We start from the raw sequence: 25,475 nt of genomic DNA, 5'->3' as shown, positions 1-25,475 counted from the left end.
CGCCCGTTCGGAGTGCGTATGAACAACAACAAGAAATGCGCGTTTTTCCTGCTGCCGATCCTTGCCGGCGATAGCGTTCCCGCCTTGGCCGAGGGCTTCCTCGAAGACTCGCGGGCCAGCCTGGCCTTGCGCAACTTCTACATGAACCGCGACTTCCGCGATGGCGCGGGACGTGCGAAAAGCGAGGAGTGGGCCCAGGGCTTTCTCTTCGACTACCGCTCGGGCTATACCGAGGGTACCCTCGGCGTGGGTCTCGACCTGCTGGGCAAGCTCGGCGTCCGACTCGATTCCGGCGCGGGGCGTAGCGGCACCGGCCTGCTTCCGCTTCGCGACGATGGCAGCGCGGCGGGCGACTACGCGCGGCTGGACGCCACCGCCAAGCTGCGCCTGTCGCGCAGCGAACTGAAGGTCGGCGGCCTGGTGCCGAAGCTACCGACCATCCAGCCCAACTACGGGCGGCTATTCCCCCAGGTGTTCCAGGGCGCGCTGCTGACTTCCGGCGAACTGAGCGGACTGAGCCTGAACCTGGGACGGCTGACCGAGGTCAGCCAGCGCAACGAGGCGGGCACCAGCGACCTGGCGCTGTTCAACCGCAACCGGCGTTTCGCCGGCGCGGCGCAGGCGGACCGTTTCGACCTGGCCGGCCTGGACTACCGTATCGCCCCGGACTGGACCGGCAGCTACCACTATGGCGAACTGGAGCAGGTCTACGCCCAGCATTTCCTCGGTCTCAAGGGGCGCATCGGCGTCGCTGCGGATAGCCTGGAGAGCGACTTGCGCCTGGCGCTCAGCCGGGATACCGGCGGCGCTCGCGGCGGGCGCATCGACAACCGTTCCTTCAGCGGGTCGCTCACCTACCGCCTGCGCAACGGCCAGGCCTTCGGCCTGGGCTACCAGCGGATGAGCGGCGACCACGGTTTCCCCTACCTGGAGGGAACCGATCCGTACCTGGTCAATTTCGGCCAGTACAACGACTTCGCCGAGGCTGGCGAGTCCTCCTGGCAACTGCGCTACGACTGCGGCTTCGCGCCGCTCGGGGTGCCCGGCCTGAGCCTGATGACGCGCTATTTCAGCGGCCACGGCGCGAAACCGAAGGGCGCCGACGGCAGTCGCGAGTGGGAACGCGACAGCGACCTGCGCTACGTGTTGCAGGGCGGTGCGCTGAAGGGACTGGGGCTGGTCTGGCGCAACGCTACCTACCGTTCGGCCTTCAGCCGCGACATCGACGAGAACCGCTTGTACCTGACCTATGAGCTGCCGCTGTTCTGAGCCGCTCAGCCCTTGGCGGCGCTGACCCCTTCGAGGGTGGCGAAGGAGGTGTCCTTGGCGGTGAGCAGGAAGTCGCGCATGAATGGCGCATCGAACATGTCCGTGCGGATGGCGGCGAAGAGCGTGCAGTACAGGCCCTTTTCACCGAGGCGCCGGGCCGTCACGTAGCCGCGCGAGCTGTACTCGTGCAGGGCCCAGTTCGGCAGGCAGCAGACGCCGCGACCGGAGGCCACCAGCTGCATCATCATCACGGTCAGCTCGGCTATGCGCACCTGCGCCGGCTCCACGTCGGCGGGGTCGAGGAAGCGGGTGAAGACGTCGAGACGATCGCGTTCCACCGGATAGGTGATCAGGGTTTCCCGCTCCAGGTCCTCCGGGACGACGTACGGTCGACCAGCCAGGGCATGCTGGTTGGCCACCGCCAGCAGCGCTTCGTAGGTGAACAGTGGCACGTAGGTGATGCCGGGCAACTCGATCGGGTCGGCGGTCACCACCAGGTCGAGGTCGCCGCGGGCCAGGGCCGGCAGCGGCGCGAAGGAGAAGCCCGAGGCCAGGTCCAGTTCGACTTCCGGCCAGGCGTCGCGGAACTGGTCGATGGTCGGCATCAGCCACTGGAAGCAACTGTGGCATTCGATGGCCATGTGCAGGCGTCCGGCGGTACCGCCGGCGAGCCGCGCCAGGTCGCGCTCGGCGGTGCGCAGCTGGGGCAGCAGCGAGTCGGCCAGTTGCAGCAGGCGCAGCCCGGCGCTGGTGAAGCGTACCGGCTTGGTCTTGCGCACGAACAACTGCATGCCCAGGCGCTCTTCCAGTTCCTTGAACTGGTGCGACAGCGCCGACTGGGTAAGGTGCAGGCGCTCGGCGGCTTCCACCAGGCTGTCGGCTTCGCGCAGCGCGTGCAGGGTCTTGAGGTGGCGAAGTTCGAGCATGGCGGCCTCTGTATGAGCAAAACTTGATAGCGGTGCGGATTCGTTGAGTTTGTCTCATACGCCAGGGGCTGTCGACAAGCGATGGCCTCGATCCCGCAGAGCGTGCGATCGTGGAGCGACGGGGAGAAGAGCCCGGCACACGGGACGGCGGCACGGAGCAGCGGCGCAACGCCGCAGAGCCACAACGCCACGACCGCCTGGCGGCATTCATCAAACTGTCACGCTACTGTGGCAGCGCGCTGGACGAAATTTAATCAGAATCGCGCTCCACTGGGGTTTTGCGTTCTGGGTTTTCTTCATGCGTGCTTTCATCTTCCTGGCCGCCTTGTTGTGCAGCCTCTCCTCCTTTGCGGCGGCGCGTTGCGACGCACGCGTACCTACCGAGACGGTCGAACTGGGCGACGTGCGCCTGGCCTACCAGAGCATCGGCCGCGACAGCGATCCGGCCCTGCTGCTGGTGATGGGCCTGGGCGGGCAACTGATCCACTGGCCGGACGAGGTGGTCAGCGCCCTGTGCGAGCAAGGCTTCCGGGTGATCCGCTACGACAACCGCGACGTCGGCCTGTCGGCCTGGAACGTGCCGGTGCCCAGTTCGCGGCTGACCTACGAAGTGGTGCGTTATCGCCTCGGCCTGCCGGTCAGCGCGCCCTATACCCTCACCGACATGGCCGGCGATGCCCTGCATCTGCTCGACGCGCTGGATATCCCCCAGGCCCATGTGCTCGGCGCCAGCATGGGCGGGATGATCGCCCAGCACATCGCCGACATGGCGCCGCAGCGCCTGCTCAGCCTGACCCTGGTGATGACCAGCTCCGGCGCCGAAGGCCTGCCGGCGCCCAGCGAGTCGCTGCTGCGCCTGCTGGCGCGGCGCGAGGCGGCCAGCCGCGAGCAGGCGGTCGAGCAGCAGGCCGACCTGCTGGCGGCGCTGGGCAGCCCGGAAGTGCGCGACGATCGCCAGCAGCTCCTGTTGCAGGCCGCACGTTCCTACGACCGCGCGTTCAACCCGGAAGGCGTGCAGCGGCAATTGCTGGCAATCCTCGCCGAACCCAGCCGGGTGCCGCTGCTGAACCGTCTGCAGGTGCCGACCCTGGTGATCCATGGCACCGCCGATCCGCTGCTGCCGGTGATGCACGGCGTGCACGTGGCGGCGCATATCCGTGGCTCGGAGCTGAAGCTGATCCCCGGTCTCGCCCATCGCTTCCAGGAAGCCTTCAAGGAGCCGTTGCTGGCGGCGGTGGTGCCTTACCTGAAGGCCCATCGGCAGGCCAGCGTCGTCCAGCTCTGAAGCCGCGCTCGCGGTCTCAGGCGTGCAGGCGTACCCAGAGGCCCACCAGCACGCTTGCCGCCACCAGCCAGGCCAGCGCCGCCAGGGCCAGCGAGGTCTCCAGGCGGAAGCGCTCGACCAGCAGGTAGAGCGCGGCGAGATAGACGAAGTAGGGGATGATCGACCACATGCCGAAGACGATGGTGGTCTTCAGGTCGTCCAGCGAACGGCCCTTGCCGACGATGTAGTGGGCAATCAGGGCGAAGGTGGGAAACAGCGGCACCAGGCCGGCGATGTAGTAGTTGCGGGTCTTCGACAGGATGGCGAGGAGCACGACCACGGCGGCGCCGATCAGCGCCTTGAACATCAGGTCCACGGGATTCTCGACTGCGGCGGCGCCACCGGCTTGGTGGCGTCGCGCATTATGCCCGGATCGTCCCGTACCCTTCCATAACGAACGAGGCCCGCAAAAGCGGGCCTCGACGTTTCTGGCTGGCGATCAGGCCGCATGCACCCGCGGGCGATGCGGATGCTCGCTCTGCAGGTACTGGCTGAGGCGCACCTGCTGGCTCGGCGAGAGGAACAGGCCGAGCTTGCTGCGGCGCCAGAGGATGTCCTCGGCGTCCTGGGCCCACTCGTGCTTGCACAGGTAGTCCACTTCGCGGGCATACAGGCCGCCGCCCAGGTGCTCGCCGAGATCGGCTTCGCCATTGACCCCGTCCAGCAGGCGCCACACCCGGGTGCCGTAGGTGCGCGCCCAGCGCAGCGCCAGTTCGCGGTCGAGCCAGGCGTAGCGGTTGGCCAGTTGCTCGGTGAGCGCCTCGACGCTCTGCATCTGCTCGCCGCCCGGCAGCGGTGCCTTGGCGGTCCAGGCCGGGCCGAGATTGGTGAAGAACGGCTGGAGCTGCGCCAGCGCCGATTCGGCCAGCTTGCGGTAGGTGGTCAGCTTGCCGCCGAACACCGAGAGCAGCGGCGGCTCGCCGTTGCCGGCGGAGAGCGACAGGGTGTAGTCGCGGGTGATCGCCGAAGGCTCGTCGGACTCGTCGTCGCACAGCGGACGCACGCCGGCGAAGCTGTGCAGGATGTCGGCGGCCGCAAGCTGCTGCTTGAAATGGGCGTTCACCACTTGCAGCAGGTAGGCGGTTTCCTCTTCGCTGATCGCCACCTTGGCCGGGTCGCCCTGGTACTCGCGATCGGTGGTGCCGATCATGGTGAAGCGGTCCAGATAGGGGATGGCGAAGACGATGCGGCGGTCTTCGTTCTGCAGGATGTAGGCGTGCTCGCCTTCGTACAGCTTCGGCACGATGATGTGGCTGCCCTGGATCAGGCGGATACCGTAGGGCGACTTCTGTTTCAGGTCGTCCTGGATGAAGCGCGCCACCCAGGGGCCGGCGGCGTTCACCAGGGCGCGGGCGCGGATCGAATACAGGCTGCCGTCGCTGCGCTCCAGGTGCAGGTGCCAGAGTCCCTTGCTGCGACGGGCGCTGACGCAGCGGGTGCGGGTATGGACGTGGGCGCCGTGCTCGCGGGCGGAGATCGCGTTGAGCACCACCAGGCGCGCATCGTCCACCGCGCAGTCGGAGTACTCGAAGCCGCGGCGGATCTCGGCCTTCAGCGGGCTGCTGCCGGTGAAGCGCAGGCCGCGCGAGGCGGGCAGCTTCTCGCGCTTGCCGAGGTGATCGTAGAGGAACAGGCCGGCACGGATCATCCAGGCCGGGCGCAGGTGCGGACGGTGCGGCAGGACGAAGCGCAGCGGCTTGACGATGTGCGGCGCCTTGGCCAGCAGGACCTCGCGCTCGGCCAGGGCTTCGCGGACCAGGCGGAATTCGTAGTGTTCGAGGTAGCGCAGGCCGCCGTGGATCAGCTTGCTGCTGGCCGAGGAGGTGTGCTGGGCCAGGTCGTGCTGTTCGCAAAGGAACACGGACAGGCCGCGCCCGGCTGCGTCGGCGGCGATCCCTACACCGTTGATGCCACCGCCGACCACGGCGACATCGTAGACTTCGGCGAGTGGAGCGGAGGGGGTGTGCGCTTGACTCATGTGAAAGGCCCTGAAGTCGAAAGTGAACGTAGTTTTGTTCGAATTCGAAAATAGCTTAGTCGATTGCGCAGTTATTGACCAGCCCGATTCACCAGGCTTTTTCAATTTCGAAGGGGGGCCCGGGCGCTACCGGTTTGCCCGTCCGCGCTGGAACAGCCCCTCTTCCGCATGCGGGAAAGCGGCCACCGAGGGTCGTGGCGCATGGGCAGGGGTCGGCAGGTGGCTTTTCTGAAACGAACATTCACGGCGCCGAACGGCGCCGTGGCAGGGGAAATGCCTCAGACCAGGTCCAGGTGAACCTTGTGCTGTGCCATCAGGCGGGCGATGGCGGCGGGCGGCGGGCTGTCGCTGATGACCCGGTTGACCAGCGAGATCGGTCCCAGGCGGACCACCGCGTTGCGCCCGAACTTGCTCGAGTCGGCGGCCAGGAACACTTGCCGCGCGTTGTCGATGATCGCCTGGGATACGCGCACTTCCTGGTAGTCGAAGTCGAGCAGGCTGCCATCCTCGTCGATGCCGCTGATGCCGACCAGGGCGAAGTCGACGCGGAACTGCTGGATGAAATCCACCGCGGCCTGGCCGACGATGCCGCCGTCGCTGCGTACGGTGCCGCCGGCGACCAGCACTTCGAAGTCTTCCTTGGCGCTGAGGGTGGCGGCCACGTGCAGGTTGTTGGTGATGATCTTCAGGTTGCGGTGGTTGAGCAGGGCGCGGGCGATGGCCTCGGTGGTGGTGCCGATGTTGATGAACAGCGAGGCGTTGTCCGGCACCAGGCTGGCCACGGCTTCGGCGATGCGCTGCTTCTCGTCGCGCATCTGGTCGGCGCGCATGGTGTAGGCGGTGTTCTCGATGCTCGAATCGTAGGCCGCACCGCCGTGGTAGCGGCGCAGCAGTCCCTGTTCGGCGAGCTGGTTGATGTCGCGACGGATGGTCTGCGGGGTGACCGCGAACATCTGCGCCATCTCCTCGATGCTCAGGTAACCGCGCTCGCGGACCTCCTCGATGATGCTTTGCTGTCGGGGGGGCAGGTTCATGGGTTGTTCTCGTGCTGCCGGGCCGGGACCCTGGAAAGTCGCCAAGAATGCCGCACGCGGGGGGCCGTTGTCAGCCGTGCATGAGTCGTAGAGGGCGCCGCGGCGGCACCCGGCCGCCGCGCGCAAACGTTACCCAGGGCATGCCAGAGCGGCGCCCGGGAACACGCCATTCGCCGCATTGCGGCGGACGAATGGCGCCAGCTCGTCACAGTTCGCCGTCGTCCCAGCCGCGAGTGCGCTCCACCGCTTTCTTCCAGCCGGCATAGAGCTTTTCGCGCCGGGGCTCGTCGCACTCCGGCTCGAACACCCGCTCGATCACCGCCTTGCTCTTCAGCTCGTCGAGGCTGCTCCAGAAGCCGCAAGCCAGGCCGGCCAGGTAGGCGGCGCCGAGGGCGGTGGTCTCGCGCATCACCGGACGTTCCACGCGGGTGCCGAGGATGTCGGCCTGGAACTGCATGAGGAAGTTGTTGGCCACCGCCCCGCCGTCGACGCGCAGGGCGCGCAGGCGTTCGCCGGCATCGCGCTGCATGGCGTCGAGCACGTCGCGGGTCTGGTAGGCGATGGATTCCAGGGTAGCGCGGATCAGGTGGTCGGCCTTGACTCCACGGGTCAGGCCGAACACTGCGCCGCGCGCATAGGGGTCCCAATAGGGCGCGCCGAGTCCGGTGAAGGCCGGTACCAGGTAGACGCCGTTGCTGTCCTTGACCTTGGTGGCGAAGTATTCGGAATCGAAGGAGTCGTTGATCACCTTCAGTTCGTCGCGCAACCACTGCACCGTGGAGCCGCCGTTGAACACCGCGCCCTCCAGGGCGTAGCCGACCTCGCCGCGCGGACCGCAGGCGATGGTGGTGAGCAGGCCATGGGTGGACTTCACCGCCTTGTCGCCGGTGTGCATCAGCAGGAAGCAGCCGGTGCCGTAGGTGTTCTTCGCCTGGCCCGGTTCCACGCACATCTGGCCGAATAGGGCGGCCTGCTGGTCGCCGGCGATCCCGGCGATCGGCAGCTCGCCGCCGCCGACCCCGCCGATCCGGGCGTTGCCGTAGACCTCCGAAGAGTTGCGCACCTCGGGTAGCATCGAGCGGGGAATGTCGAGCACCTCGAGCATCCGTGCGTCCCAGTCGAGGCTGTGGATATTGAACAGCATGGTCCGCGAGGCATTGGTGTAGTCGGTGACGTGGACCTTGCCTTCGGTGAGCTTCCAGATCAGCCAGGTGTCGATGGTGCCGAACAACAGGTCGCCGTTGCGCGCGCGTTCGCGGGCGCCTTCGACGTTGTCGAGGATCCACTTCAGCTTGGTCCCGGAGAAGTACGGATCGGTGACCAGCCCGGTGGTTTCGCGGATGTAGTCTTCCAGCCCGTCGCGCTTGAGCTGCGCGCAGATCGCCGCGCTGCGCCGGCACTGCCAGACGATGGCGTTGTGGATCGGCCGACCGCTGTGACGGTCCCAGACCACCGTGGTCTCGCGCTGGTTGGTGATACCGATGGCGGCCACCTGGTCGTGCTCGATGCTGGCCTGGGCGAGGGCCTCGACCAGGGTCGAACTCTGCGTGGCCCAGATTTCCATCGGGTCGTGCTCGACCCAGCCGGCCTGCGGATAGAACTGGGCGAACTCGCGCTGGGCCTGGCTGACCACGTTGGCATCGCGGTCGAAGACGATGGCGCGGGAGCTGGTGGTGCCCTGGTCCAGGGCGACGACGTATTTCTTGTTGTGCTTGTCGGTCATGGCTGTGGCCTTGTGGCTATGGCAGGAAAGAGCGGGCGGTCAGGAAGCGCGAACCTTCTCCGGCTCGGCTTCGGCGGGCGCCGCGGCGCTCGGCAGATGGCGCGCGATCAGTACACGATAGCCGCCGGCGCCGAGGCAGGCACCGAGGATCGGGGCGAAGATCGGCACCAGAAAATAGGGAATCTCGCGGCCGCCGGTGAAGGCGATGGGCCCCCAGCCGGCCAGGTAGGTCATCAGCTTGGGGCCGAAGTCGCGCGCCGGGTTCATCGCGAAACCGGTCAGCGGGCCCATGGCGCTACCGATCACGGCGATCAGCAGGCCGATCAGCAGCGGCGCCAACGGACCGCGCGGCAGGCCGTTGCCGTCGTCGGTAAGGGCCATGATCACCGCCATGAGGATGGCCGTGATCACCACTTCGACGAGGAACGCCTGGCCGACCGACAGCGCCGGGTGCGGATAGGTGGAGAACACCGAGGCCAGGGCCAGGCTGTCCTGGCTGCCGCGGACGATGTTCTGCGCCTGTTCGAACTCGATGAACAGGCTGCTGTAGAGGGTGTAGACCAGCGCTGCGGCGCAGAACGCACCGGCCACCTGGGCGGTGATGTAGAACGGCAGCTTGCGCCCCTCGAAGCCGGCGAACAGCCACAGCGCGATGCTCACCGCCGGGTTCAGGTGGGCGCCGGAGACGCCGGCGCTGAGGTAGATCGCCATGCTCACGCCGCCCCCCCAGATGATGCTGATTTCCCACAGGCCGAAGCTGGCGCCGGCGACCTTCAGGGCCGCGACGCAACCGGTGCCGAAGAAGATGAGGAGGGCGGTGCCGAGGAACTCGGCCAGGCATTGGCCGAACAGGGACGGGGTCGGGGCGGCGGTGGTCATGGGGCCTCTCTTGTCTGTTCTTGTAATTATGGCGGGCAGCCGTGAAAATTGTTCAGTTTCGAAAAAATATATTCACAAAGGAATGCTGTCAAAGCGCGAAGATGAACGTTTGTCCGAAAAACGACCCTCCGGTTTCGTTTTCGCGGCCAATCGAATATCGCTACCGAGGCACGCGGGCCGCGGCATCGGCGCCCGTGCAGCAGGGGCGGCGATGGCTTAAGGTAGGCGCCGGTTTTCAGCCAACGTTCTTCTCCGGGAGTGACCATGACCCCTGCCATCGACCTGCTGAAAAAGGCCCGCGCCGCGCACAAGGTGCTCAGCTACAGCCACGACCCCAAGGCACCTTCCTATGGCCTGGAGGCCGCGGAAAAGCTTGGCCTGGACCCGCAGCGGGTGTTCAAGACGCTGCTCGCCGCCACGGAGAAGGGCGAGTTGCTGGTGGCGGTGGTGCCGGTGATCGGCAGTCTCGACCTGAAGGCCCTGGCCCATGCGGCGGGGGCGAAGAAAGCCGACATGGCCGATCCGCAGGCGGCGCAGCGGGCCACCGGCTACCTGGTGGGCGGGATCAGCCCGCTGGGGCAGAAGAAGCGCCTGCGTACCTTCATCGATGAAAGCGCGCGGCAGTACCCGAGCATCCATGTCAGCGCAGGACGGCGCGGGCTGGAAGTGGAGCTGGCGGCCGAGGTGCTGGCCCAGCTGACCCAGGGTTCGTTCGCCGCCATCGGCCGCGAATGAGCCGCTAATCCCGCCGGCCTAGCGGTCGGCATTCGTCTTACTTTTCAATCTGTCAGGTTTTCCATGTCCCACTATCTCCTCGCCATCGACCAGGGCACCACCAGCTCCCGCGCCATCGTGTTCAGTGCCCAGGGCTTGCCGGTGGCGAGCTGCCAGCAGGAATTCAAGCAGTACTTCCCGAAGGACGGCTGGGTGGAGCACGACGGCGAGGAAATCTGGCTGACCACCCTCCAGGTCTGTCGCGACGCGCTCGCCCGCAAGGGCTTGCGCGCGGCCGACATCGCCGCCATCGGCATCACCAACCAGCGCGAGACCACGCTGGTCTGGGATGCCGCCAGCGGCGACCTGATCCACCCGGCCATCGTCTGGCAGGATCGTCGTACCGCCGACTACTGTGCCGAACTCAAGGCCGCCGGCCACGAGGCGAACGTCAGCGCGCGTACCGGGCTGCTGATCGATCCGTATTTCTCCGCCACCAAGCTGCGCTGGATCCTCGACAACGTGCCCGGCGCCCGCCAGCGCGCCGAACGCGGCGAGCTGCGCTTCGGCACCGTCGACTGCTTCCTGCTCTGGCGCCTGACCGGCGGCCGCTCCCATCGCACCGACGCGACCAACGCTTCGCGCACCCTGCTGTTCAACATCCACAGCCAGGACTGGGACGAGGAATTGCTGGCGCTGTTCGAGATCCCGCGCAGCCTGCTGCCGGAGGTACTCGACTGCGCGGCGGAGTTCGGCGTCAGCGAGCCGTCGCTGCTTGGCGCGGCGATCCCGGTGCTGGGCATGGCCGGCGACCAGCAGGCCGCGCTGATCGGCCAGGCCTGCTTCCAGCCGGGCATGGTGAAGAGCACCTACGGCACCGGCTGCTTCATGATCCAGAACACCGGCGAGCAGCCGGTGACCTCGAAGAACCGCCTGCTCACCACGGTCGGCTACCGCCTGGACGGCAAGGTCAGCTACGCGGTGGAGGGCAGCATCTTCGTCGCCGGCGCCGCGGTGCAATGGCTGCGCGACGGCATCAAGCTGATCGACCACGCCCACGAGAGCGAAGCCCTGGCGATCCAGGCCGGCGACTCCAACGGCGTCTACCTGGTGCCGGCCTTTACCGGCCTCGGCGCGCCCTACTGGGACCCGAAGGCGCGCGGCGCGATCTTCGGCCTGACCCGCGACACCGGAATCAAGGAGATCGTCACCGCCGGTCTGCAATCGGTCTGCTACCAGACCCGCGACCTGCTCGAAGCGATGCGCCAGGACGGCACGCCGCCCAGCGCGCTGCGGGTGGACGGCGGGATGGTGGTGAATAACTGGGTGATGCAATTCCTCACCGACATCCTTGGCGTCACCGTGGAGCGCCCGGAAGTCACCGAGACCACCGCCCTCGGCGTGGCCTACATGGCCGGGCTGAAGGCCGGCTTCTATCGCGACCTGGACGACATCGCCAGCCACTGGCACCTGCAGCGCCGCTTCGCCGCGCACATGGCCGAGGAGCGCCGCGGCGAACTCTACGCCGGCTGGCAGAACGCGGTGCGACGGGTGCGCAGCGAGGCCTGAGCGGCGTTTCGCGGAAAAAGGCGGCGTTTTTGCCGGCGGCTTCACAACGCCGGCAGGTCGCCGCAAACGCCCGCTCGGGCAATGGGTCGAAGGCAGGGCGAAGTCCCACTGTTACGATCGGAAAAGATCGCACTGTATCGCCCATCCCGGAGCCTGCGGCGGCATGCTGTGGCGATCGTTCCCAGGAGGTCTGCCATGCAGCTCGAGTTCCACCAGGTCGACGCGTTTTCTTCCCGCCCGTTCAGTGGCAATCCCGCCGTGGTCTATCGCCTCGACGCCTGGCTGGCGGACGAGCTGATGCAGATGATCGCGACCGAGCACAACCTCTCCGAGACCGCCTTCGTCGTTCGCGAAGGAGAGGCCTGGCGGATCCGCTGGTTCACCCCGAGCGTCGAGGTGGCGCTCTGCGGCCACGCCACACTGGCTGCGGCCCACGTACTGTTCGAGGTCTACGACGAGCCGGGCGAGCGCCTGGAATTCATCTCGCGCTCCGGTGCGCTGCGGGTCAACCGCGAGGACGAGCGGCTGGTCCTGGATTTCCCCGCGCAGTATCCGAGCGAGGTCGGTAGCACCGTCGAGCTGGAGCAGGCCCTGGGCCTGCCGCCGGTGGACGTGCTGGGCTCCACCGACAAGCTGCTGGTGCTGCTCGAGTCCGAAGAGGCGGTGCGCGCCTGTCGCCCCGACTTCGCGGCCCTGGCGCGGCTGCCCTGGCGTGGAGTGATCGTCACCGCGCGGGGCCTGCAGAAGGATTTCGTCTCGCGCTTCTTCGCCCCGGCGATGGGCGTCGACGAAGACCCGGTCACCGGCTCCGCGCATTGCAGCCTGATTCCCTACTGGGCCCAGCGCTTGAACAAACTGTCGCTGACCGCCCAGCAGTGCTCGGCGCGCGGCGGCGAGCTGTGGTGCCGGTTGGAGGGCGAGCGGGTGAGTATCGCCGGGCATGCGGTGCTGGTGGCGAGCGGAAGGATTCGATTGGGCTGAGGGGCGCTTCAGGAGGGGGATGACCTCGTGCATGCCAGACTTCCACATACCGAAGCCCTGATCCGTAGAGTGAATGACCGCTTGCGGTTATCCGCCCTACGGATCGGGTTCCTGGCATGCACGAAGGGAGGTTTGCCCTCCAAGTGGTGGGGCGGCAAACCCGCCCCGTCAGGAGGCCGAGCGGAATCGTTGCGGAGGGGGACGAGTGGCAGGATGCAGGGGCGAGTCTTTTGGTTCCTTTTGGACGCTTGCAAAAGGAACTCGCCTGGGAAGGCGAAACAAGAGGTCAAGGCAGGCACAGAAAACAGCTTGACCACCAAACATGACGCCCGCTCAAGCGCTAAGCAACAGCGCCCCCCCTCACTGCCGTGTAGCTAAGAAATCGCGAGCGATATAGTCCCGTAGGGCGAATACCGCCACAGGCGGTATCCGCCGATGCCCCGGACAGCCGGCGGATAACCGCAAGCGGTTATTCGCCCTACGGATCGGGCTCCTGGCATGCCCTCCGAGTAGTGGGGCGAGTCTTTTGGACGCTTGCAGAAGGAACTCGCCTGGAAAGGCGAAACAAGAGGCCAAGGCAAGCACGACAAGCAGCTTGACCGGCAACCACGACGCCCGCTCAAGCGCTAAGCAACAGCTTCCCCCCTTAGTGCCGTGCAGGCAGCGACGGGAGCTGGGGGCCAGTCACGCATTCACGGCCCGCCAGGCAGTCCCCGTGCACCCGGTGCCGAAACGCCACCTTCGTGCCCTGAGTCATGGCCAATGCTCCACGGCAAGTCGCTACCCCTCAGTACCCATCCGCCACCGGTGCCAGGTAGAGCCCGCCCGCACCGAGGGTAATGCGCAGGTTGCGGATCTCTCCGGCGCGCAGGGTCAGGGTCTGTCCGGCGAGGATGGTCATGCCGTTCCGGCAGGCGTCGCCAGGACCGTTCGGCGCAAGACGCACGTCAACCGCGCCGGGTTGCAGGTTCAGGGCCAGGCTGGCGCCCGGTTGCAGGTTGCCGACCAGTTCGTCGTGGACGTACAGGCCGATATCGCAGGCAGTGCCGGACTCGACCCGCTCGCGGGAAACGTTCAGCACCGCATAGCCGATCGGCGCCGGGTCGGGTTGCGCCCAGCCACCGCTGGCCGGTTGCGGGTCCGCGGCGAGCGCCGGGAGGGCGCAGGCCAGGGCGGCGGTATGGAGCAGCGGGCGAAGAATGGGGAACATGGCGGGCCTCGGCGGCGGGGGCGTAGGGAAAAGCTTGGCCGAAGCCGGGGCCCGGGACAAGTCGGGACGGGCATCCGCGTGCCCGTCCGTCGCTGGGGTCAGGCGCCGCGTTGCGGCAGCATGGCGCGCAGTACGTCGTCCTTCTGCACGCGGTGGTGCCAGATGGCCGCGGCGGCGTGGCCGAGGATCAGCGCGAAAAGCAGGTACTGGACGGTGACGTGGGTGCCGCCGGCGAACGCCTTGAAGGCTTCCGGCAGGTCGAACGGGCCGATCTGCACCAGCCAGAACAGGTCCAGCGGACGCTTGCCGGCGAGCATGCCGGAGAGCGGCATGACGATCAGCACCGCGTACAGCAGGAAATGCCCGGCCTTGGCGGCCGCGCGCTGCCAGTCCGGGTTCCCCTCCAGGGTATCCGGGACACCTTGGACGCGGCGCAGCGCCAGGCGTGTCAGGGTCAGCAGGAGTACCGCCACGCCCAGCGACTTGTGCAGGGTGAAGACGTTGCCCTTGCCGCCGAGCAGGCCGGCGAAGAAGTCGGCGCCGTAGGGCAGGGCGATGATCAGCAGGACCGCGACGGCGCTGAGCCAGTGCAGGGCGATCTGTGATGGGGAATAGCGGCGGATGGACATGGTTCTACCTCGTGAAGAACAAGGTGAACATGTTAACCATGTGCTTTGTAGGGTTTAAGCCTCTTTACTCCGCCTTTACCCGTTCTTGACGCTTTGTCGGTTACCGGATATTTCGAGGATTGACCTTGACACCATGTCAAGGTCGAAAATCGCCCCATCGATGACCAACAGGAGGCAATACCATGCAAGTCTTCAAGGTTCAGGGCATGACCTGCGGCCACTGCGTACGGGCGATCACCCATGCGGTGCAGGCGAAGGATTCGGCGGCGGACGTCCAGGTGGATCTTGGCGCCGGCGAAGTCCGGGTCGCCAGCCGGCTCGACAGCACCCAGGTACTCGAGGCGATCCGCGAGGAGGGCTACGGCGCCGAGCTGGCCTGACCCCAGTCGCGCACCAGGCCACGGAACATCGGCTCCAGCAGGTGTTCCGCGTCCGTATCCGGATCGAACAGGCGCGGGTCGCGCAACCAGTCGTTGAACAGGCCCAGGATCAGCGCGTGCAAGGCGCGCGAGGCGATCCTGCAGCCGCACACGGCATTCGTCGCGGGCGAACAACTGCTCGCAGAGTTCGATGAACATCTGCACGAAGGCGTTGTTGCGTTCCTGCGCCTCGCGCAGTTCCTCGGTGAATTCGCAACGTTGCATCAGGATGGTCAGGATGCGGCGCTTCTTCTCCTGCGTCAGCAACGATTGCACGGCCTCCAGGCAGAGGTCGTAGAGCGAGCGCAGCGGGTCGCTGCCATCGCAGCCGGACAGGCGCTCGGTGAGTTGCTCCGGCGGCAGGCGTACCTGGTTGAGCATCTCGTTGAACAGGTGGGCCTTGTTCTGGAAGTGCCAGTAGACGGCGCCACGGGTCACCCCGGCGGCCCTGGCGATCTGTTCCAGGCTGGTATGGGACACGCCCTTTTCCAGGAACAGTTCCTCGGCGGCCAGGAGGATGGCCGTACGGGTTTTTTCAGAATCTTCCTTTGTGCGTCGCATGCTGTGCTGGGTAGTCGAATCGGTCTCGGCAACGGGGCGGGGAGTGTACCGATTTTAGCCGCGCTCGGGCGGACTCGAAGTATTTCGACACCACCTTTGTCTAATGCTGCTCATTCATGAGTCGTGGATTCCGCGGTTCCACGGTCTCCGGCCATGATCGGCGGGCGTCTTCGGTGTTATGCTGCGCGCTGCTTTTTCGGCGACTCCCCGGCTGTCCGTAGCATCTTCCCGCCAGTACCGGCCTTCAGGCCTGGAGCCGCCCGCCCTCACAGACGATTCAATGATAGGCGTCGTCGTCCCGCTTGCCGGGAGCCGCGCAGGGAAGTGCCTTGCCTGCCACCGACGCGCCCCGTGCCGAGCGATCCATGAACCTGCGCATCCTGCTGATACTGGGAGCCCTGAGCGCCTTCGGGCCACTGGCCATCGATTTCTACCTGCCGAGCTTCCCGACCCTGGCCAAGGCCTTCGCCACCGACGTCGAGCACGTCCAGCTGAGCCTGGCCGCCTACTTCGCCGGCCTGTCCATCGGCCAGTTGCTCTACGGCCCGGTGGCCGACCGCTATGGCCGGCGCCTGCCGCTGCTGGTGGGGGTGAGTATCTTCACCCTGGCCTCGGCCGCCTGCGCCCTGGCGCCGAGCCTGGAGTGGCTGATCGCCGCGCGCTTCGTCCAGGCCCTCGGCGGCTGCGCCGGGATGGTCATCTCGCGGGCAGTGGTGCGTGACCTGTGCGATCCGATCGGCGCCGCCAAGGCGTTTTCCCAGTTGATGCTGGTGATGGGCCTGGCGCCGATCCTCGCCCCCGTGGCCGGCGGCCTGCTGCTGGACTGGCAGGGCTGGCAATCGATCTTCGTCTGCCTGACCCTGTTCGCCGCCCTGGCCGGCCTCGGCGTGGCGTTGTGGCTGCCGGAAACCATCCCGGCCGACGGCGAGCGACCGCCGCTGTCCGGCGCGCTGGGGCAGTACCGGCGGCTGTTCGCCGACCGCCTGTTTCTCGCCTATGGCCTTTCCGGCGGGGTGGCGATGGCCGGGATGTTCGCCTACATCGCCGGTTCGCCCTACGTGTTCATCCAGCTCTACGGGATTCCCGCCGAGCACTATGGCTGGCTGTTCGGCAGCAATGCCGCGGGCTTCATCGTCATGGCACAGGTCAACGCGCGGCTGCTGCGCTATCGCGGGCCGGCGTTCTGGCTGCGGCGGATCATCTGGGGCTACCTGGCGTGCGGCCTGGCCCTGCTGGGCATCGCTTCGCTGCAACCGGCCACGCTGTGGCCGCTGCTGGTTCCGCTGTTCGGATGCGTGGCCAGCCTCGGCTGCATCATTCCCAACGCTTCCGCCTGCGCCATGGCCGGACAGGGACAGCACGCCGGCAGCGCCTCGGCGCTGATGGGCAGCCTGCAGTTCAGCGTGGCGGCGGGCGCTTCGGCGCTGGTCGGCGTGCTCCACGACGGCACGGCGATCCCCATGACTCTGGTGATCGCCGTCTGCGGCGCGGTCGCGACCCTGCTCGCCTGGCAGACCGGGCGCCTGGAGCGCCAGGCCGCCTGAGCGCGGATCAGGCCGTTCGCTGTTTCAGTTCGGGCAGCACATGGGGCGCGCGCAGGCGCGCCTCGAGGCGGTCGACGAAACGCCGGGCCTCGCTTTCGCTACGGAAGTTGACGGCCTGCTGGTCGAGGCAGACTTGCCAGCATTGGCCTTTCGGGGTTTGCGACGGGCGGACGAGGATGTTCATGGCGATTCATCCATCGGGGCTGGAAAGGGAGCTTCAGTCTAGTCCTGTCGGCCCGGAAAACACTGACCGGGATCAGTTTGCCGACAACTGGTCGCCGCTTCGTTTACAGCCCCGCCGCAGAGCGCTTCAGGCTCCTCCCTCGCCCTGCCTTACCCGCTGCCGGTAGGCGCTCGGCGACAAACCCATGACCTTGCTGAACAGGCGCGAGAAGTAGTAGCTGTCGTCGTAGCCGACCGCCTGGCCGACCCGGGCCACGCTCTGGTCGCTGCTGTCTAGCAACTGGCAGGCGTACTCGATCTTCAGGTGCAGGAAGTGCTGGATAGGCGTACGGCCGGTGATCGCCTTGTAGCGACTGACGAAATGGAACTTCGACAGGTTGCAGAAGGCCGCCAGGCGTTCCAGTTCGAGGCGCGCATGCAGGTGTTCGCGCATGTAGGCGTGCAGCCCGTCGAGGTCCAGGCTGCCCTCGCGCAGCGGGCGCAGCAGCGGTAGCTGGCAGAGCAGGCTGCGCAGGCGGCTGGCGGCGAGCAGGAAGTGCTGGAAGCGGTAGCCGCTGTGGCGCACCTCCAGCAGTTGCTCGAAGCCGCCGAGCAGGGCGTGTTGCAGGCCCCAATGGCGCAGCGGGGTGTCGCGGTAGCCGGCGCTGTGTTGCAGCCAGGTGGCGCTGTCGCCGCGCAGGTGGGTCCAAAAGATGGTCCAGGGTTGGCGGTCGTCGGCGGCGTAGTCGTGGGCCATGCCCGGCGGCAGCCAGAGCAGGTCGCCGCTGCCGACCCGGTATTCGCGCCAGGCCTCGCCCTCGCGCACGCGCAACAGGCCCTGGCCTTCGCTGCAATAGATCAGCAGGTGCTCGTCATGGCGCTCGCGGCTCATGCGGTGGTCGCGGGCGCGCCGGTAGTGGCCCAGGGAGGTGGGGTAGAGGTCGCGGCTGAGCGGGTGGACCGCCAGTTTCTCCAGCAGCGCCGCCGGGATCGGCAAGCGCAGGCTGTCGGCCGGCAGGGGCCAGTCGGAGGTGTGCGACATGTCGGTAGCCGGCTCCGCAATATAGTCCATGAACAACACAATTTAGTCGATCTCGCGACCTTCCGCCCAGTGATAGCTTCTTGGCCAAAGCGAGGTCCGAATCGACCTCGTACCAGTCCGCCACAACAATAAAAGCCGGCCTGGCCGGTGCAGGAGGGTTCATGTCAGTCCCAGTCCGCCACCTCATCGCGGGAGCCTTCGTCGAAGGTCTCGGCGCCCAGCGCATCCCGGTCAGCAATCCCCTCGACAACAGCACCCTGGCGGAGATCGCCTGCGCCAGCGCGGAGCAGGTCGAGCAGGCGGTGGCCAGTGCCCGCGAAACCTTCGCCAGTTGGAAGGAAACCCCGGTTTCCGAGCGTGCGCGGGTGATGCTGCGTTACCAGGCGTTGCTCAAGGAACACCACGACGAACTGGCGAAGATCGTCTCCAGCGAGCTGGGCAAGACTTTCGAGGACGCCAAGGGCGACGTCTGGCGCGGTATCGAGGTGGTCGAGCACGCCTGCAACGTGCCCTCGCTGCTGATGGGCGAGACGGTGGAGAACGTCGCCCGCAACATCGACACCTACAGCATCACCCAGCCGCTGGGCGTGTGCGTTGGCATCACCCCGTTCAACTTCCCGGCGATGATCCCGCTGTGGATGTTCCCGCTGGCCATCGCCTGCGGCAACGCCTTCATCCTCAAACCTTCCGAGCAGGTGCCGCTGACCAGCGTGCGGCTCGCCGAGCTGTTCCTCGAGGCCGGTGCGCCGAAGGGCGTGCTGCAGGTGGTGCATGGCGGCAAGGAACAGGTCGACCAGTTGCTCAAGCACCCGCAGGTGAAGGCGGTGTCCTTCGTCGGCTCGGTCGCCGTCGGCCAGTACGTCTACCACACCGGCACCGCGCACAATAAGCGCGTGCAGAGCTTCGCCGGGGCGAAGAACCACATGGTGATCATGCCCGACGCGGACAAGGCACAGGTCATCAGCAACCTGGTCGGTGCCTCGGTGGGCGCGGCCGGGCAGCGCTGCATGGCGATCTCGGTGGCGGTGCTGGTGGGGGCCGCCCGCGAGTGGATTCCGGAAATCCGCGACGCACTGGCCAAGGTCCGCCCCGGCCCATGGGACGACAGCGGCGCCAGCTACGGCCCGGTGATCAACCCGCAGGCCAAGGCGCGCATCGAGCGTCTGATCGGCCAGGGCGTGGAGGAGGGCGCGCAACTGCTGCTGGATGGCCGCGGCTACAAGGTCGAGGGATACCCGGACGGCAACTGGGTCGGCCCGACGCTGTTCGCCGGGGTGCGCCCGGACATGGCGATCTACCGCGAAGAGGTGTTCGGCCCGGTGCTCTGCCTGGCCGAGGTCGACAGCCTGGAGCAGGCGATCCGCCTGATCAACGAAAGCCCCTACGGCAACGGCACCTCGATCTTCACCAGCTCCGGCGCCGCGGCGCGGACCTTCCAGCACCACATCGAGGTCGGCCAGGTGGGCATCAACATCCCGATTCCGGTACCGCTGCCGTTCTTCTCCTTCACCGGTTGGAAGGGCTCGTTCTACGGCGACCTGCACGCCTACGGCAAGCAGGGCGTGCGCTTCTACACCGAGACCAAGACCGTGACCGCGCGCTGGTTCGACAGCGACAGCGTGGCCGGGACCAACTTCTCGATCCAGATGCGCTGAAAGGGAGACGGACCGATGACCGACATCGCATTCCTCGGCCTGGGCAACATGGGTGGGCCGATGGCCGCCAACCTGCTCAAGGCCGGCCACCGGGTGAATGTCTTCGACTTGCAGCCCAAGGCCGTGCTGGGCCTGGTCGAGCAGGGCGCGCAGGGCGCCGATAGCGCCTTGCAGTGCTGCGAAGGCGCCGAAGTGGTGATCAGCATGCTGCCGGCCGGGCAGCACGTGGAAAGCCTGTATCTCGGCGACGACGGCCTGCTCGCGCGGGTCGCCGGCAAGCCCCTGCTGATCGACTGCTCGACCATCGCCCCGGAGACCGCGCGCAAGGTCGCCGAGGCCGCCGCGGCGAAGGGCCTGACCCTGCTCGACGCGCCGGTTTCCGGCGGCGTCGGCGGCGCCCGCGCCGGCACCCTGAGCTTCATCGTCGGCGGCCCCGCCGAAGGCTTCGCGCGGGCCCGGCCGATCCTCGAGAACATGGGCCGGAACATCTTCCACGCCGGCGATCACGGCGCCGGCCAGGTGGCGAAGATCTGCAACAACATGCTCCTCGGCATCCTCATGGCCGGCACCGCCGAGGCCCTGGCGCTGGGGGTGAAGAACGGCCTCGACCCGGCGGTGCTGTCCGAGGTGATGAAGCAGAGTTCCGGTGGCAATTGGGCGCTGAACCTCTACAACCCCTGGCCCGGGGTGATGCCGCAGGCGCCGGCGAGCAACGGCTATGCCGGCGGTTTCCAGGTGCGCCTGATGAACAAGGACCTCGGCCTGGCGCTGGCCAACGCCCAGGCGGTGCAGGCCTCGACGCCGCTCGGCGCGCTGGCGCGCAACCTGTTCAGCCTGCACGCCCAGGCCGATGCCGAGCACGAGGGGCTGGACTTCTCCAGCATCCAGAAGCTCTACCGCGGCAAGGACTGACCCCTACGACCAAAGGTTGATGGCGGGTGCCCGGCGCCCGCCCATACTCCAAGGCTCACTCACTGCTTCATCCCTAATAAGAACAATCAGAGGGCTGGAACATGACGTACCTGCAGCAGCACGCCCGCTCGATCGCCGAGCCGGCCGCGTTCTGGGCCGAACAGGCCCGTTCCCTGGCCTGGTACCAGGCGCCCGCGAACATCCTCGAAAGCCTGCCCGACGGCACCCATCGCTGGTTCGCCGATGGCCGTCTGAACAGCGCCTACCTGGCCCTCGACCGGCAGATCGAGGAGGGGCGCGGCGAACAGACCGCGCTGATCTACGACTCGCCGGTGACCGGCACCCAGGACCGCTACAGCTACCTGCGGCTGCGCGACGAAGTGGCGCGCCTGGCCGGCGCCCTGCGGGCCCTCGGGGTCGGCAAGGGTGACCGGGTGATCATCTACATGCCGATGGTGCCGCAGGCGGCCATGGCGATGCTCGCCTGCGCGCGCCTGGGCGCGGTGCATTCGGTGGTGTTCGGTGGCTTCGCTCCCTACGAGCTGGCCCTGCGCATCGACGACGCCACGCCGAAGCTGGTGCTCACCGCTTCCTGCGGGCTGGAGTTCGATCGGGTGATCGAATACAAGCCGCTGGTGGACAAGGCCCTCGAACTGGCGATCCACCAGCCTGCCCACGTCATGGTCTGGCAACGCCCGCAGGCGCCCGCGCGCCTGCACCCGGGCCGCGACCTGGACTGGCAGGACTGCCTCGCCGCCGCCGAGCCGGCCGATCCGCTGCCGGTGGCCAGCGGCGATCCGCTGTACATCATGTACACCTCGGGCACCACCGGTAAGCCCAAGGGTATCGTCCGCGACAACGGTGGCCACGCGGTCGCGGTGCGCTACGCGGTCCGCACTATCTACGGCATGCAGGCCGGCGACGTCTGGTGGGGGATCTCCGACGTCGGCTGGGTGGTCGGCCACTCGCTGATCGTCTACGGCCCGCTGATGTGCGGCTGTACCACGGTGTTCTACGAAGGCAAGCCGGTGCGCACGCCGGACGCCGGCGCCTACTGGCGGGTGATCGAAGAGCACAGGGTGAACAGCCTGTTCTGCGCGCCGACGGCGATCCGCGCGATCCGCAAGGAAGACCCGCATGGCGAACGGGTGAAGCGCTACGACCTGGGTTCGCTGCGCCACCTGTTCCTGGCCGGCGAGAAGCTCGACAGCAGCACCCAGCACTGGCTGGAGGAGCACACCGGGCGGCCGGTCCACGACCATTGGTGGCAGACCGAGACCGGCTGGCCGGTGACCGCGCCCTGCATCGGGATCGCCGGCCACGACCTGCGGGCCGGCTCGACCAACCGCGCGGTGCCCGGCTACCACGTGCAGGTGCTGGACGACGAAGGCCGGCCGCTGGGAGCGAACCGACAGGGCGCGATCGTCATCGCCCTGCCGTTGCCGCCGGGCTGCGCGCAGACCCTCTGGGGCGACCACCCGCGCTACCTGCAGGCCTACCTGGGCAACTATCCCGGCTACTACCACACCGGCGACGGCGGTTATCTCGACGAGGACGGCTTCGTCTACATCATGGGGCGCACCGACGACGTGATAAACGTTTCCGGGCATCGCCTCTCCACCGGCGAGATGGAGGAACGCGTGGCGCAGCACCAGGCGGTTGCCGAGTGCGCGGTGATCGGCGTGCGGGACGAACTCAAGGGCCACGTGCCGCTGGGCCTGGTGGTGCTCAAGGACGATGCCGGGATCGCCGCCGAGCAACTGCAGCGCGAGCTGGTGGCGCTGGTCCGCGAACAGATCGGCGCGCTGGCCTGCTTCCAGCGGGTGGTGGTGGTCAAGCGGCTGCCGAAGACCCGCTCCGGGAAGATCCTCCGCGCGGTGCTGCGCAAGATCGCCGATGGCGAGGACTACGCGGCGCCATCGACCATCGACGACCCGACGATCCTTGGCGAGATCGAGGCTGCGCTGAGGGTGCGCAAGGCGGGATAGCAAAGGCCAGGGGCACGGCGGTAGGGTGGAAAACGCCGCGCCCCGTGGTCCTGCCGTTCAGAACCCTTCGAGAACGATCTTGCCCTTGGCCCGGCCGCTCTCCAGCAGCGCGTGGGCGCGGCGCAGGTTGGCCGCGTCGATGCGGCCGAAATGCTCGCCGACGGTGGTCTTCAACACGCCTTCGTCGATCAGCCCGGCGACCCGCTCCAGCAGCCGGTGCTGCTCGATCATGTCGTCGGTCTGGAACATCGAGCGGGTGTACATGAACTCCCAGTGCAGCGACAGGCTCTTCTGCTTCAGCTTGCCGATGTCCAGCGACGCCGGGTCGTCGATCAGCGCCAGGCGGCCTTGCGGGCGCAGCGCGGCGACGATCTGTTCGAGGTGCTGGTCGGTGTGGGTCAGGCTGGCGACGTGGCTGACCTCGGCGACACCGATCCGCTTCAGCTCTTCGGCCAGCGGCTTGCCGTGGTCGATCACATGGTGCGCGCCGAGGTCGCGGACCCAGGCCTGGGTCTCTGCGCGCGAAGCGGTGCCGATCACGTTCAGGCCGGTCAGTTGCCGGGCCAGTTGGACCAGGATCGAACCGACCCCGCCGGCGGCACCGACCACCAGCAGGCTCTGGCCCTGGTCGGCCTTGCCTTCGGCGATCTGCAAGCGCTCGAAGAGCAGTTCCCAGGCAGTGATGGTGGTCAGCGGCAGGGCCGCGGCCTGGGCGAAGTCGAGGCTTTTCGGCAGGTGCCCGGCAATGCGCTCGTCGACCCGATGCAGCTCGCTGTTGCTACCGGGGCGGGTGATGTCCCCGGCGTACCAGACCCGATCGCCAGGACGGAACAGGCTGACCTCGCTGCCGACCGCGCGCACCACGCCCGCCGCGTCCCAGCCCAGCACCTTGGCCTGGCCGGCTTCCGGCTGGGCGCGCTGGCGGACCTTGGTATCCACCGGGTTGACCGAGATGGCGCGAACCTCCACCAGCAGGTCGCGCGGGCCCGGCGTGGGCTCGGGCAGTTCGAGGTCGAGCAGGGCGTCGGGATGGTCGATGGGCAGGGATTGGTAGTAACCGACAGCTTTCATGGGAACTCCGGGAAACGGGCCTCAGGCGAGGCGATAGAGTTGGTCGATCTTCACGTTCTGCAGCAGGGCTTCGTTGCCGCGGCTGAAGCGCAGGAAGTGTTCGGTGTTCTGGTGCCGCTCCAGGGCGGCGTCGTCGCGCCACTGCTCGATCATGTAGAACAGGTGGGAGTCGTGGCGGTCCTGGTGCAGGTCGTACTGCAGGCAACCAGCCTCGGCGCGCGACGGGGCGACCAGGGCGCGCAATTCGCGTTCCAGGGCCTCGGCGTGGCCGGGGGCGGCGGTGATGGTGGCGATCAGGGTGAGGGGTGTGCTCATGGTGGGTTCCTTCGATGGGGCGGAGTCAGGATGGGCTATTTCAAATCGCTGAAAAACAGGCTATCAGGGAAGACTCTTTCAAAGGAATCTTGAAAATGCTGCGTTACGACGACCTCCAGGTGTTCGTCCACACCAGCGACAGCGGCTCGTTGTCCGCCGCCGCGCGCCAGTTGGAGATTTCCCCGGCGGTGGCCAGCGCGGCGCTGAAGCGCCTGGAAAGCGAGCTGGAGGTACGCCTGTTCGCCCGCTCCACCCGCAGCCTGCGCCTGACTCCCGAGGGCGACGCGTTCCTCCTGCATGCCCGCGCCTCGTTGCGCAGCCTGGAGGAGGGGCGCCGGTTGCTGCAGGGCGGCAAGGACCAGATCGCCGGGGTACTGCAGCTTTCCGCGCCCTCCGACTTCGGCCGCAACCTGCTGCTGCCATGGCTCGACGAGTTCCAGGCGCGCTATCCGCAACTGAGCCTGCGCCTGCTGCTCGGCGACCGGGTGACCGATCTCTACCGGCAACCGGTGGACGTGGCGATCCGCTACGGCGCACCGGCCGACTCCAGCCTGGTCGCCCTGCCGCTGGCGCCGGACAACCGGCGAGTGCTCTGCGCTGCGCCGGGCTACCTGGCGGAGCGCGGCGAGCCGCGCCAGCCGGACGACCTGCGCGAGCACAATTGCCTGCTCTACCAACTCGGCGGCCGGGTACACGACCGCTGGGCGTTCCAGCGGGGCCGCCGCAGCCTGACCCTGACGGTCGCCGGCGACCGGGTCTGCGACGACGCTGACGTGGTGCGGCGCTGGGCCCTGGCCGGCAAGGGGCTGGTCTACAAGTCCTGGCTGGACGTGGCCGAGGACGTGCGCGCCGGGCGCCTGCGCCTGCTGCTGCCGGACTGGCAGGGCGAGGCGACGCCGATGAACCTCTTGTGTACCCACCGCGCCCAGTTGACCCGCCCGGTGACCCTCTTGCGCGCGTTCGTGCGCGAGCGTTGCGACGCATTGCTGGCGGAGGCTCCATGGACGAGGAACTGAACCGGGCGGCGAGCCTGGCCATCGAGCTGGCGGACGTGGACAGCGCCGCGCGCTTGCACGAGGGGAAACCGCAGAATTCGGAAAAATCCTACGCTAAGGTTTCTGTGAGCCTGAGAATATGCTCTTCAATGAGTCAGCCTGGGGCGCAAGCCGAAACCGCCGAAAACTCTGCAAGCCAATTAAATGGACTCGTCAGGGCTAGAGTCAGTAGCGTCCAGAAAAATAAGGAAAGTCTCTCAAAAAACAAGCCCCGTCGGAACGGGGCTTGTTGGTGGCTAATTAGCCAGCCTTGAAGCCAGGGAGGCCGTTGGCGGCACGCCACTCTTTGACTTCTTTCACTATGCCTTCGGGCGTTTCAAAGCCAGGTTTCGGATGGAAAATTACCCCACTCTTTCGTGGGTGAGAAGTAACTTCCTCGAAGTGCTTGACCAGTTTATCCATTCTCTTTTCTAGCTCACTACCCTTTAGTCCTGATTTGTTCTTGAAGAACTCTTCAATGATCTCCAGGAACTCACTTTCAGTATAATCGGCAAGGTTATTTTTAATATCCATTA

At 67.1% G+C, this 25,475-nt stretch carries 25 protein-coding genes and 1 pseudogene; 12 read left to right on the top strand and 14 right to left on the bottom strand.

All coding sequences use genetic code 11. The annotated features are described in order from the left end of the window. The first annotated feature begins 18 nt into the window (after positions 1–18). Entirely contained in the window at positions 19–1,269 is a 1,251-nt protein-coding gene (locus tag ACTJJX_RS11970; protein WP_016852576.1) for an OprD family porin, read from the top strand. Positions 1,270–1,274: 5 nt separating this feature from the next. Here ACTJJX_RS11970 and metR read toward each other — a convergent pair whose 3' ends face one another. Continuing rightward, complete coding sequence (metR, locus tag ACTJJX_RS11965; RefSeq protein ID WP_003109716.1) at positions 1,275–2,195, bottom strand: transcriptional regulator MetR; 921 nt, start codon at positions 2,193–2,195, stop codon at positions 1,275–1,277. Between the two features lie 298 nt (positions 2,196–2,493). Here metR and ACTJJX_RS11960 point away from each other — a divergent pair, with 298 nt between their 5' ends. Further along, on the top strand, positions 2,494–3,480 hold the full coding sequence (locus ACTJJX_RS11960; RefSeq protein ID WP_003098462.1) for an alpha/beta fold hydrolase: 987 nt from the start codon (positions 2,494–2,496) through the stop codon (positions 3,478–3,480). A gap of 16 nt (positions 3,481–3,496) precedes the next feature. Here the strand turns inward: ACTJJX_RS11960 and ACTJJX_RS11955 are convergent, their stop codons facing one another. From ACTJJX_RS11955 to glpF, 5 genes are all read right to left on the bottom strand, one after another. Further along, positions 3,497–3,826 (bottom strand): GlpM family protein, encoded by a 330-nt coding sequence (locus ACTJJX_RS11955; RefSeq protein ID WP_023082210.1) that lies wholly within the window; start codon positions 3,824–3,826, stop codon positions 3,497–3,499. 132 nt (positions 3,827–3,958) lie between these two features. Beyond that, positions 3,959–5,497, bottom strand: coding sequence for a glycerol-3-phosphate dehydrogenase (gene glpD, locus ACTJJX_RS11950; RefSeq protein ID WP_016852578.1), 1,539 nt, complete (start codon positions 5,495–5,497; stop codon positions 3,959–3,961). Between the two features lie 278 nt (positions 5,498–5,775). Then, the gene (locus ACTJJX_RS11945; protein ID WP_003092173.1) at positions 5,776–6,531 is read right to left on the bottom strand and encodes a DeoR/GlpR family transcriptional regulator; all 756 of its coding nucleotides are present in this window, start codon (positions 6,529–6,531) and stop codon (positions 5,776–5,778) included. Between the two features lie 205 nt (positions 6,532–6,736). Further along, complete coding sequence (glpK, locus tag ACTJJX_RS11940; RefSeq protein WP_003092168.1) at positions 6,737–8,254, bottom strand: glycerol kinase GlpK; 1,518 nt, start codon at positions 8,252–8,254, stop codon at positions 6,737–6,739. Between the two features lie 39 nt (positions 8,255–8,293). Beyond that, positions 8,294–9,133 carry a glycerol uptake facilitator protein GlpF gene (gene glpF, locus ACTJJX_RS11935; protein WP_016852579.1) on the bottom strand — a complete coding sequence of 280 codons (840 nt, stop codon included), beginning with the start codon at positions 9,131–9,133 and terminating at the stop codon, positions 8,294–8,296. A gap of 264 nt (positions 9,134–9,397) precedes the next feature. Here glpF and ybaK point away from each other — a divergent pair, with 264 nt between their 5' ends. The 3 genes from ybaK to ACTJJX_RS11920 all read left to right on the top strand — a co-directional run bounded on the left by ybaK (position 9,398) and on the right by ACTJJX_RS11920 (position 12,397). Further along, positions 9,398–9,868, top strand: coding sequence for a Cys-tRNA(Pro) deacylase (gene ybaK, locus ACTJJX_RS11930; protein ID WP_003098459.1), 471 nt, complete (start codon positions 9,398–9,400; stop codon positions 9,866–9,868). 63 nt (positions 9,869–9,931) lie between these two features. Continuing rightward, complete coding sequence (glpK, locus tag ACTJJX_RS11925) at positions 9,932–11,416, top strand: glycerol kinase GlpK (protein WP_003092161.1); 1,485 nt, start codon at positions 9,932–9,934, stop codon at positions 11,414–11,416. 195 nt (positions 11,417–11,611) lie between these two features. Continuing rightward, positions 11,612–12,397, top strand: a complete 786-nt coding sequence (locus ACTJJX_RS11920; RefSeq protein WP_003159513.1) for a PhzF family phenazine biosynthesis protein — start codon at positions 11,612–11,614, stop codon at positions 12,395–12,397. 787 nt (positions 12,398–13,184) lie between these two features. Here ACTJJX_RS11920 and ACTJJX_RS11915 read toward each other — a convergent pair. Together ACTJJX_RS11915 and ACTJJX_RS11910 are read right to left on the bottom strand one after the other, a co-directional pair. Then, positions 13,185–13,607 carry a hypothetical protein gene (locus tag ACTJJX_RS11915; protein ID WP_003143305.1) on the bottom strand — a complete coding sequence of 141 codons (423 nt, stop codon included), beginning with the start codon at positions 13,605–13,607 and terminating at the stop codon, positions 13,185–13,187. 98 nt (positions 13,608–13,705) lie between these two features. Continuing rightward, on the bottom strand, positions 13,706–14,236 hold the full coding sequence (locus tag ACTJJX_RS11910; protein ID WP_003092155.1) for a cytochrome b: 531 nt from the start codon (positions 14,234–14,236) through the stop codon (positions 13,706–13,708). Positions 14,237–14,418: 182 nt separating this feature from the next. Between ACTJJX_RS11910 and ACTJJX_RS11905 the strand changes: the two genes are divergently transcribed. Beyond that, entirely contained in the window at positions 14,419–14,616 is a 198-nt protein-coding gene (locus ACTJJX_RS11905) for a heavy-metal-associated domain-containing protein (RefSeq protein WP_003092153.1), read from the top strand. Here ACTJJX_RS11905 and nalD read toward each other — a convergent pair. After that, positions 14,595–15,216 (bottom strand): annotated as a pseudogene (gene nalD / locus ACTJJX_RS11900) (efflux system transcriptional repressor NalD). The gene ACTJJX_RS11905 and the pseudogene nalD overlap by 22 nt on opposite strands. Before the next feature lie 365 nt (positions 15,217–15,581). Between nalD and ACTJJX_RS11895 the strand changes: the two are divergent. Continuing rightward, positions 15,582–16,760 carry a multidrug effflux MFS transporter gene (locus tag ACTJJX_RS11895; protein ID WP_003092150.1) on the top strand — a complete coding sequence of 393 codons (1,179 nt, stop codon included), beginning with the start codon at positions 15,582–15,584 and terminating at the stop codon, positions 16,758–16,760. A gap of 7 nt (positions 16,761–16,767) precedes the next feature. Here the strand turns inward: ACTJJX_RS11895 and ACTJJX_RS11890 are convergent, their stop codons facing one another. Both ACTJJX_RS11890 and mmsR read right to left on the bottom strand, forming a co-directional pair. Next, a complete protein-coding gene (locus ACTJJX_RS11890; protein WP_003104346.1) occupies positions 16,768–16,944 on the bottom strand; it encodes a hypothetical protein in 177 nt (58 codons plus the stop codon). A gap of 126 nt (positions 16,945–17,070) precedes the next feature. Continuing rightward, complete coding sequence (gene mmsR, locus ACTJJX_RS11885) at positions 17,071–17,994, bottom strand: MmsAB operon transcriptional regulator MmsR (protein ID WP_003122160.1); 924 nt, start codon at positions 17,992–17,994, stop codon at positions 17,071–17,073. 131 nt (positions 17,995–18,125) lie between these two features. On the opposite strand from mmsR, the gene mmsA reads away from it, so the two are divergent. From mmsA to ACTJJX_RS11870, 3 genes are all read left to right on the top strand, one after another. Then, positions 18,126–19,619, top strand: a complete 1,494-nt coding sequence (mmsA, locus tag ACTJJX_RS11880; RefSeq protein WP_003104350.1) for a CoA-acylating methylmalonate-semialdehyde dehydrogenase — start codon at positions 18,126–18,128, stop codon at positions 19,617–19,619. A gap of 15 nt (positions 19,620–19,634) precedes the next feature. After that, positions 19,635–20,531: a 3-hydroxyisobutyrate dehydrogenase gene (gene mmsB, locus ACTJJX_RS11875; RefSeq protein ID WP_003143309.1), complete on the top strand. Its 897-nt coding sequence runs from the start codon at positions 19,635–19,637 to the stop codon at positions 20,529–20,531. A 101-nt stretch (positions 20,532–20,632) separates the two neighbouring features. Further along, positions 20,633–22,519: a propionyl-CoA synthetase gene (locus tag ACTJJX_RS11870; protein WP_003104354.1), complete on the top strand. Its 1,887-nt coding sequence runs from the start codon at positions 20,633–20,635 to the stop codon at positions 22,517–22,519. A gap of 57 nt (positions 22,520–22,576) precedes the next feature. Here ACTJJX_RS11870 and ACTJJX_RS11865 read toward each other — a convergent pair whose 3' ends face one another. Together ACTJJX_RS11865 and ACTJJX_RS11860 are read right to left on the bottom strand one after the other, a co-directional pair. Continuing rightward, the gene (locus tag ACTJJX_RS11865) at positions 22,577–23,590 is read right to left on the bottom strand and encodes a zinc-binding alcohol dehydrogenase family protein (RefSeq protein WP_003104356.1); all 1,014 of its coding nucleotides are present in this window, start codon (positions 23,588–23,590) and stop codon (positions 22,577–22,579) included. 21 nt (positions 23,591–23,611) lie between these two features. Further along, positions 23,612–23,905, bottom strand: coding sequence for a putative quinol monooxygenase (locus tag ACTJJX_RS11860; protein WP_003104358.1), 294 nt, complete (start codon positions 23,903–23,905; stop codon positions 23,612–23,614). A gap of 95 nt (positions 23,906–24,000) precedes the next feature. Here ACTJJX_RS11860 and ACTJJX_RS11855 point away from each other — a divergent pair, with 95 nt between their 5' ends. Both ACTJJX_RS11855 and ACTJJX_RS11850 read left to right on the top strand, forming a co-directional pair. Continuing rightward, entirely contained in the window at positions 24,001–24,921 is a 921-nt protein-coding gene (locus ACTJJX_RS11855) for a LysR family transcriptional regulator (RefSeq protein ID WP_003104359.1), read from the top strand. Further along, on the top strand, positions 24,906–25,214 hold the full coding sequence (locus ACTJJX_RS11850) for a hypothetical protein (RefSeq protein WP_020750605.1): 309 nt from the start codon (positions 24,906–24,908) through the stop codon (positions 25,212–25,214). The genes ACTJJX_RS11855 and ACTJJX_RS11850 overlap by 16 nt, the downstream gene beginning before the upstream one ends. On the opposite strand, the gene ACTJJX_RS11845 is transcribed toward ACTJJX_RS11850, so the two are convergent. Beyond that, positions 25,201–25,473, bottom strand: coding sequence for a bacteriocin immunity protein (locus tag ACTJJX_RS11845; RefSeq protein WP_003104361.1), 273 nt, complete (start codon positions 25,471–25,473; stop codon positions 25,201–25,203). The genes ACTJJX_RS11850 and ACTJJX_RS11845 overlap by 14 nt on opposite strands. Between the last annotated feature and the right edge of the window lie 2 nt (positions 25,474–25,475).

This window comes from Pseudomonas sp. 22490, from assembly GCF_052044465.1.
Taxonomy (GTDB): Bacteria; Pseudomonadota; Gammaproteobacteria; order Pseudomonadales; family Pseudomonadaceae; genus Pseudomonas; species Pseudomonas aeruginosa.
Note: the sequence above shows the minus strand (reverse complement) of the source record. Positions and strands in the feature narration are given on the sequence as shown.

Bases quoted from the DNA above. Each gene is read 5' to 3' on its own strand.
- ACTJJX_RS11970 (WP_016852576.1), top strand. From the start codon at position 19: ATGAACAACAACAAGAAATGCGCGTTTTTCCTGCTGCCGATCCTTGCC.
- metR (WP_003109716.1), bottom strand. From the start codon at position 2,195: ATGCTCGAACTTCGCCACCTCAAGACCCTGCACGCGCTGCGCGAAGCC.
- ACTJJX_RS11960 (WP_003098462.1), top strand. From the start codon at position 2,494: ATGCGTGCTTTCATCTTCCTGGCCGCCTTGTTGTGCAGCCTCTCCTCC.
- ACTJJX_RS11955 (WP_023082210.1), bottom strand. From the start codon at position 3,826: ATGTTCAAGGCGCTGATCGGCGCCGCCGTGGTCGTGCTCCTCGCCATC.
- glpD (WP_016852578.1), bottom strand. From the start codon at position 5,497: ATGAGTCAAGCGCACACCCCCTCCGCTCCACTCGCCGAAGTCTACGAT.
- ACTJJX_RS11945 (WP_003092173.1), bottom strand. From the start codon at position 6,531: ATGAACCTGCCCCCCCGACAGCAAAGCATCATCGAGGAGGTCCGCGAG.
- glpK (WP_003092168.1), bottom strand. From the start codon at position 8,254: ATGACCGACAAGCACAACAAGAAATACGTCGTCGCCCTGGACCAGGGC.
- glpF (WP_016852579.1), bottom strand. From the start codon at position 9,133: ATGACCACCGCCGCCCCGACCCCGTCCCTGTTCGGCCAATGCCTGGCC.
- ybaK (WP_003098459.1), top strand. From the start codon at position 9,398: ATGACCCCTGCCATCGACCTGCTGAAAAAGGCCCGCGCCGCGCACAAG.
- glpK (WP_003092161.1), top strand. From the start codon at position 9,932: ATGTCCCACTATCTCCTCGCCATCGACCAGGGCACCACCAGCTCCCGC.
- ACTJJX_RS11920 (WP_003159513.1), top strand. From the start codon at position 11,612: ATGCAGCTCGAGTTCCACCAGGTCGACGCGTTTTCTTCCCGCCCGTTC.
- ACTJJX_RS11915 (WP_003143305.1), bottom strand. From the start codon at position 13,607: ATGTTCCCCATTCTTCGCCCGCTGCTCCATACCGCCGCCCTGGCCTGC.
- ACTJJX_RS11910 (WP_003092155.1), bottom strand. From the start codon at position 14,236: ATGTCCATCCGCCGCTATTCCCCATCACAGATCGCCCTGCACTGGCTC.
- ACTJJX_RS11905 (WP_003092153.1), top strand. From the start codon at position 14,419: ATGCAAGTCTTCAAGGTTCAGGGCATGACCTGCGGCCACTGCGTACGG.
- ACTJJX_RS11895 (WP_003092150.1), top strand. From the start codon at position 15,582: ATGAACCTGCGCATCCTGCTGATACTGGGAGCCCTGAGCGCCTTCGGG.
- ACTJJX_RS11890 (WP_003104346.1), bottom strand. From the start codon at position 16,944: ATGAACATCCTCGTCCGCCCGTCGCAAACCCCGAAAGGCCAATGCTGG.
- mmsR (WP_003122160.1), bottom strand. From the start codon at position 17,994: ATGGACTATATTGCGGAGCCGGCTACCGACATGTCGCACACCTCCGAC.
- mmsA (WP_003104350.1), top strand. From the start codon at position 18,126: ATGTCAGTCCCAGTCCGCCACCTCATCGCGGGAGCCTTCGTCGAAGGT.
- mmsB (WP_003143309.1), top strand. From the start codon at position 19,635: ATGACCGACATCGCATTCCTCGGCCTGGGCAACATGGGTGGGCCGATG.
- ACTJJX_RS11870 (WP_003104354.1), top strand. From the start codon at position 20,633: ATGACGTACCTGCAGCAGCACGCCCGCTCGATCGCCGAGCCGGCCGCG.
- ACTJJX_RS11865 (WP_003104356.1), bottom strand. From the start codon at position 23,590: ATGAAAGCTGTCGGTTACTACCAATCCCTGCCCATCGACCATCCCGAC.
- ACTJJX_RS11860 (WP_003104358.1), bottom strand. From the start codon at position 23,905: ATGAGCACACCCCTCACCCTGATCGCCACCATCACCGCCGCCCCCGGC.
- ACTJJX_RS11855 (WP_003104359.1), top strand. From the start codon at position 24,001: ATGCTGCGTTACGACGACCTCCAGGTGTTCGTCCACACCAGCGACAGC.
- ACTJJX_RS11850 (WP_020750605.1), top strand. From the start codon at position 24,906: ATGGACGAGGAACTGAACCGGGCGGCGAGCCTGGCCATCGAGCTGGCG.
- ACTJJX_RS11845 (WP_003104361.1), bottom strand. From the start codon at position 25,473: ATGGATATTAAAAATAACCTTGCCGATTATACTGAAAGTGAGTTCCTG.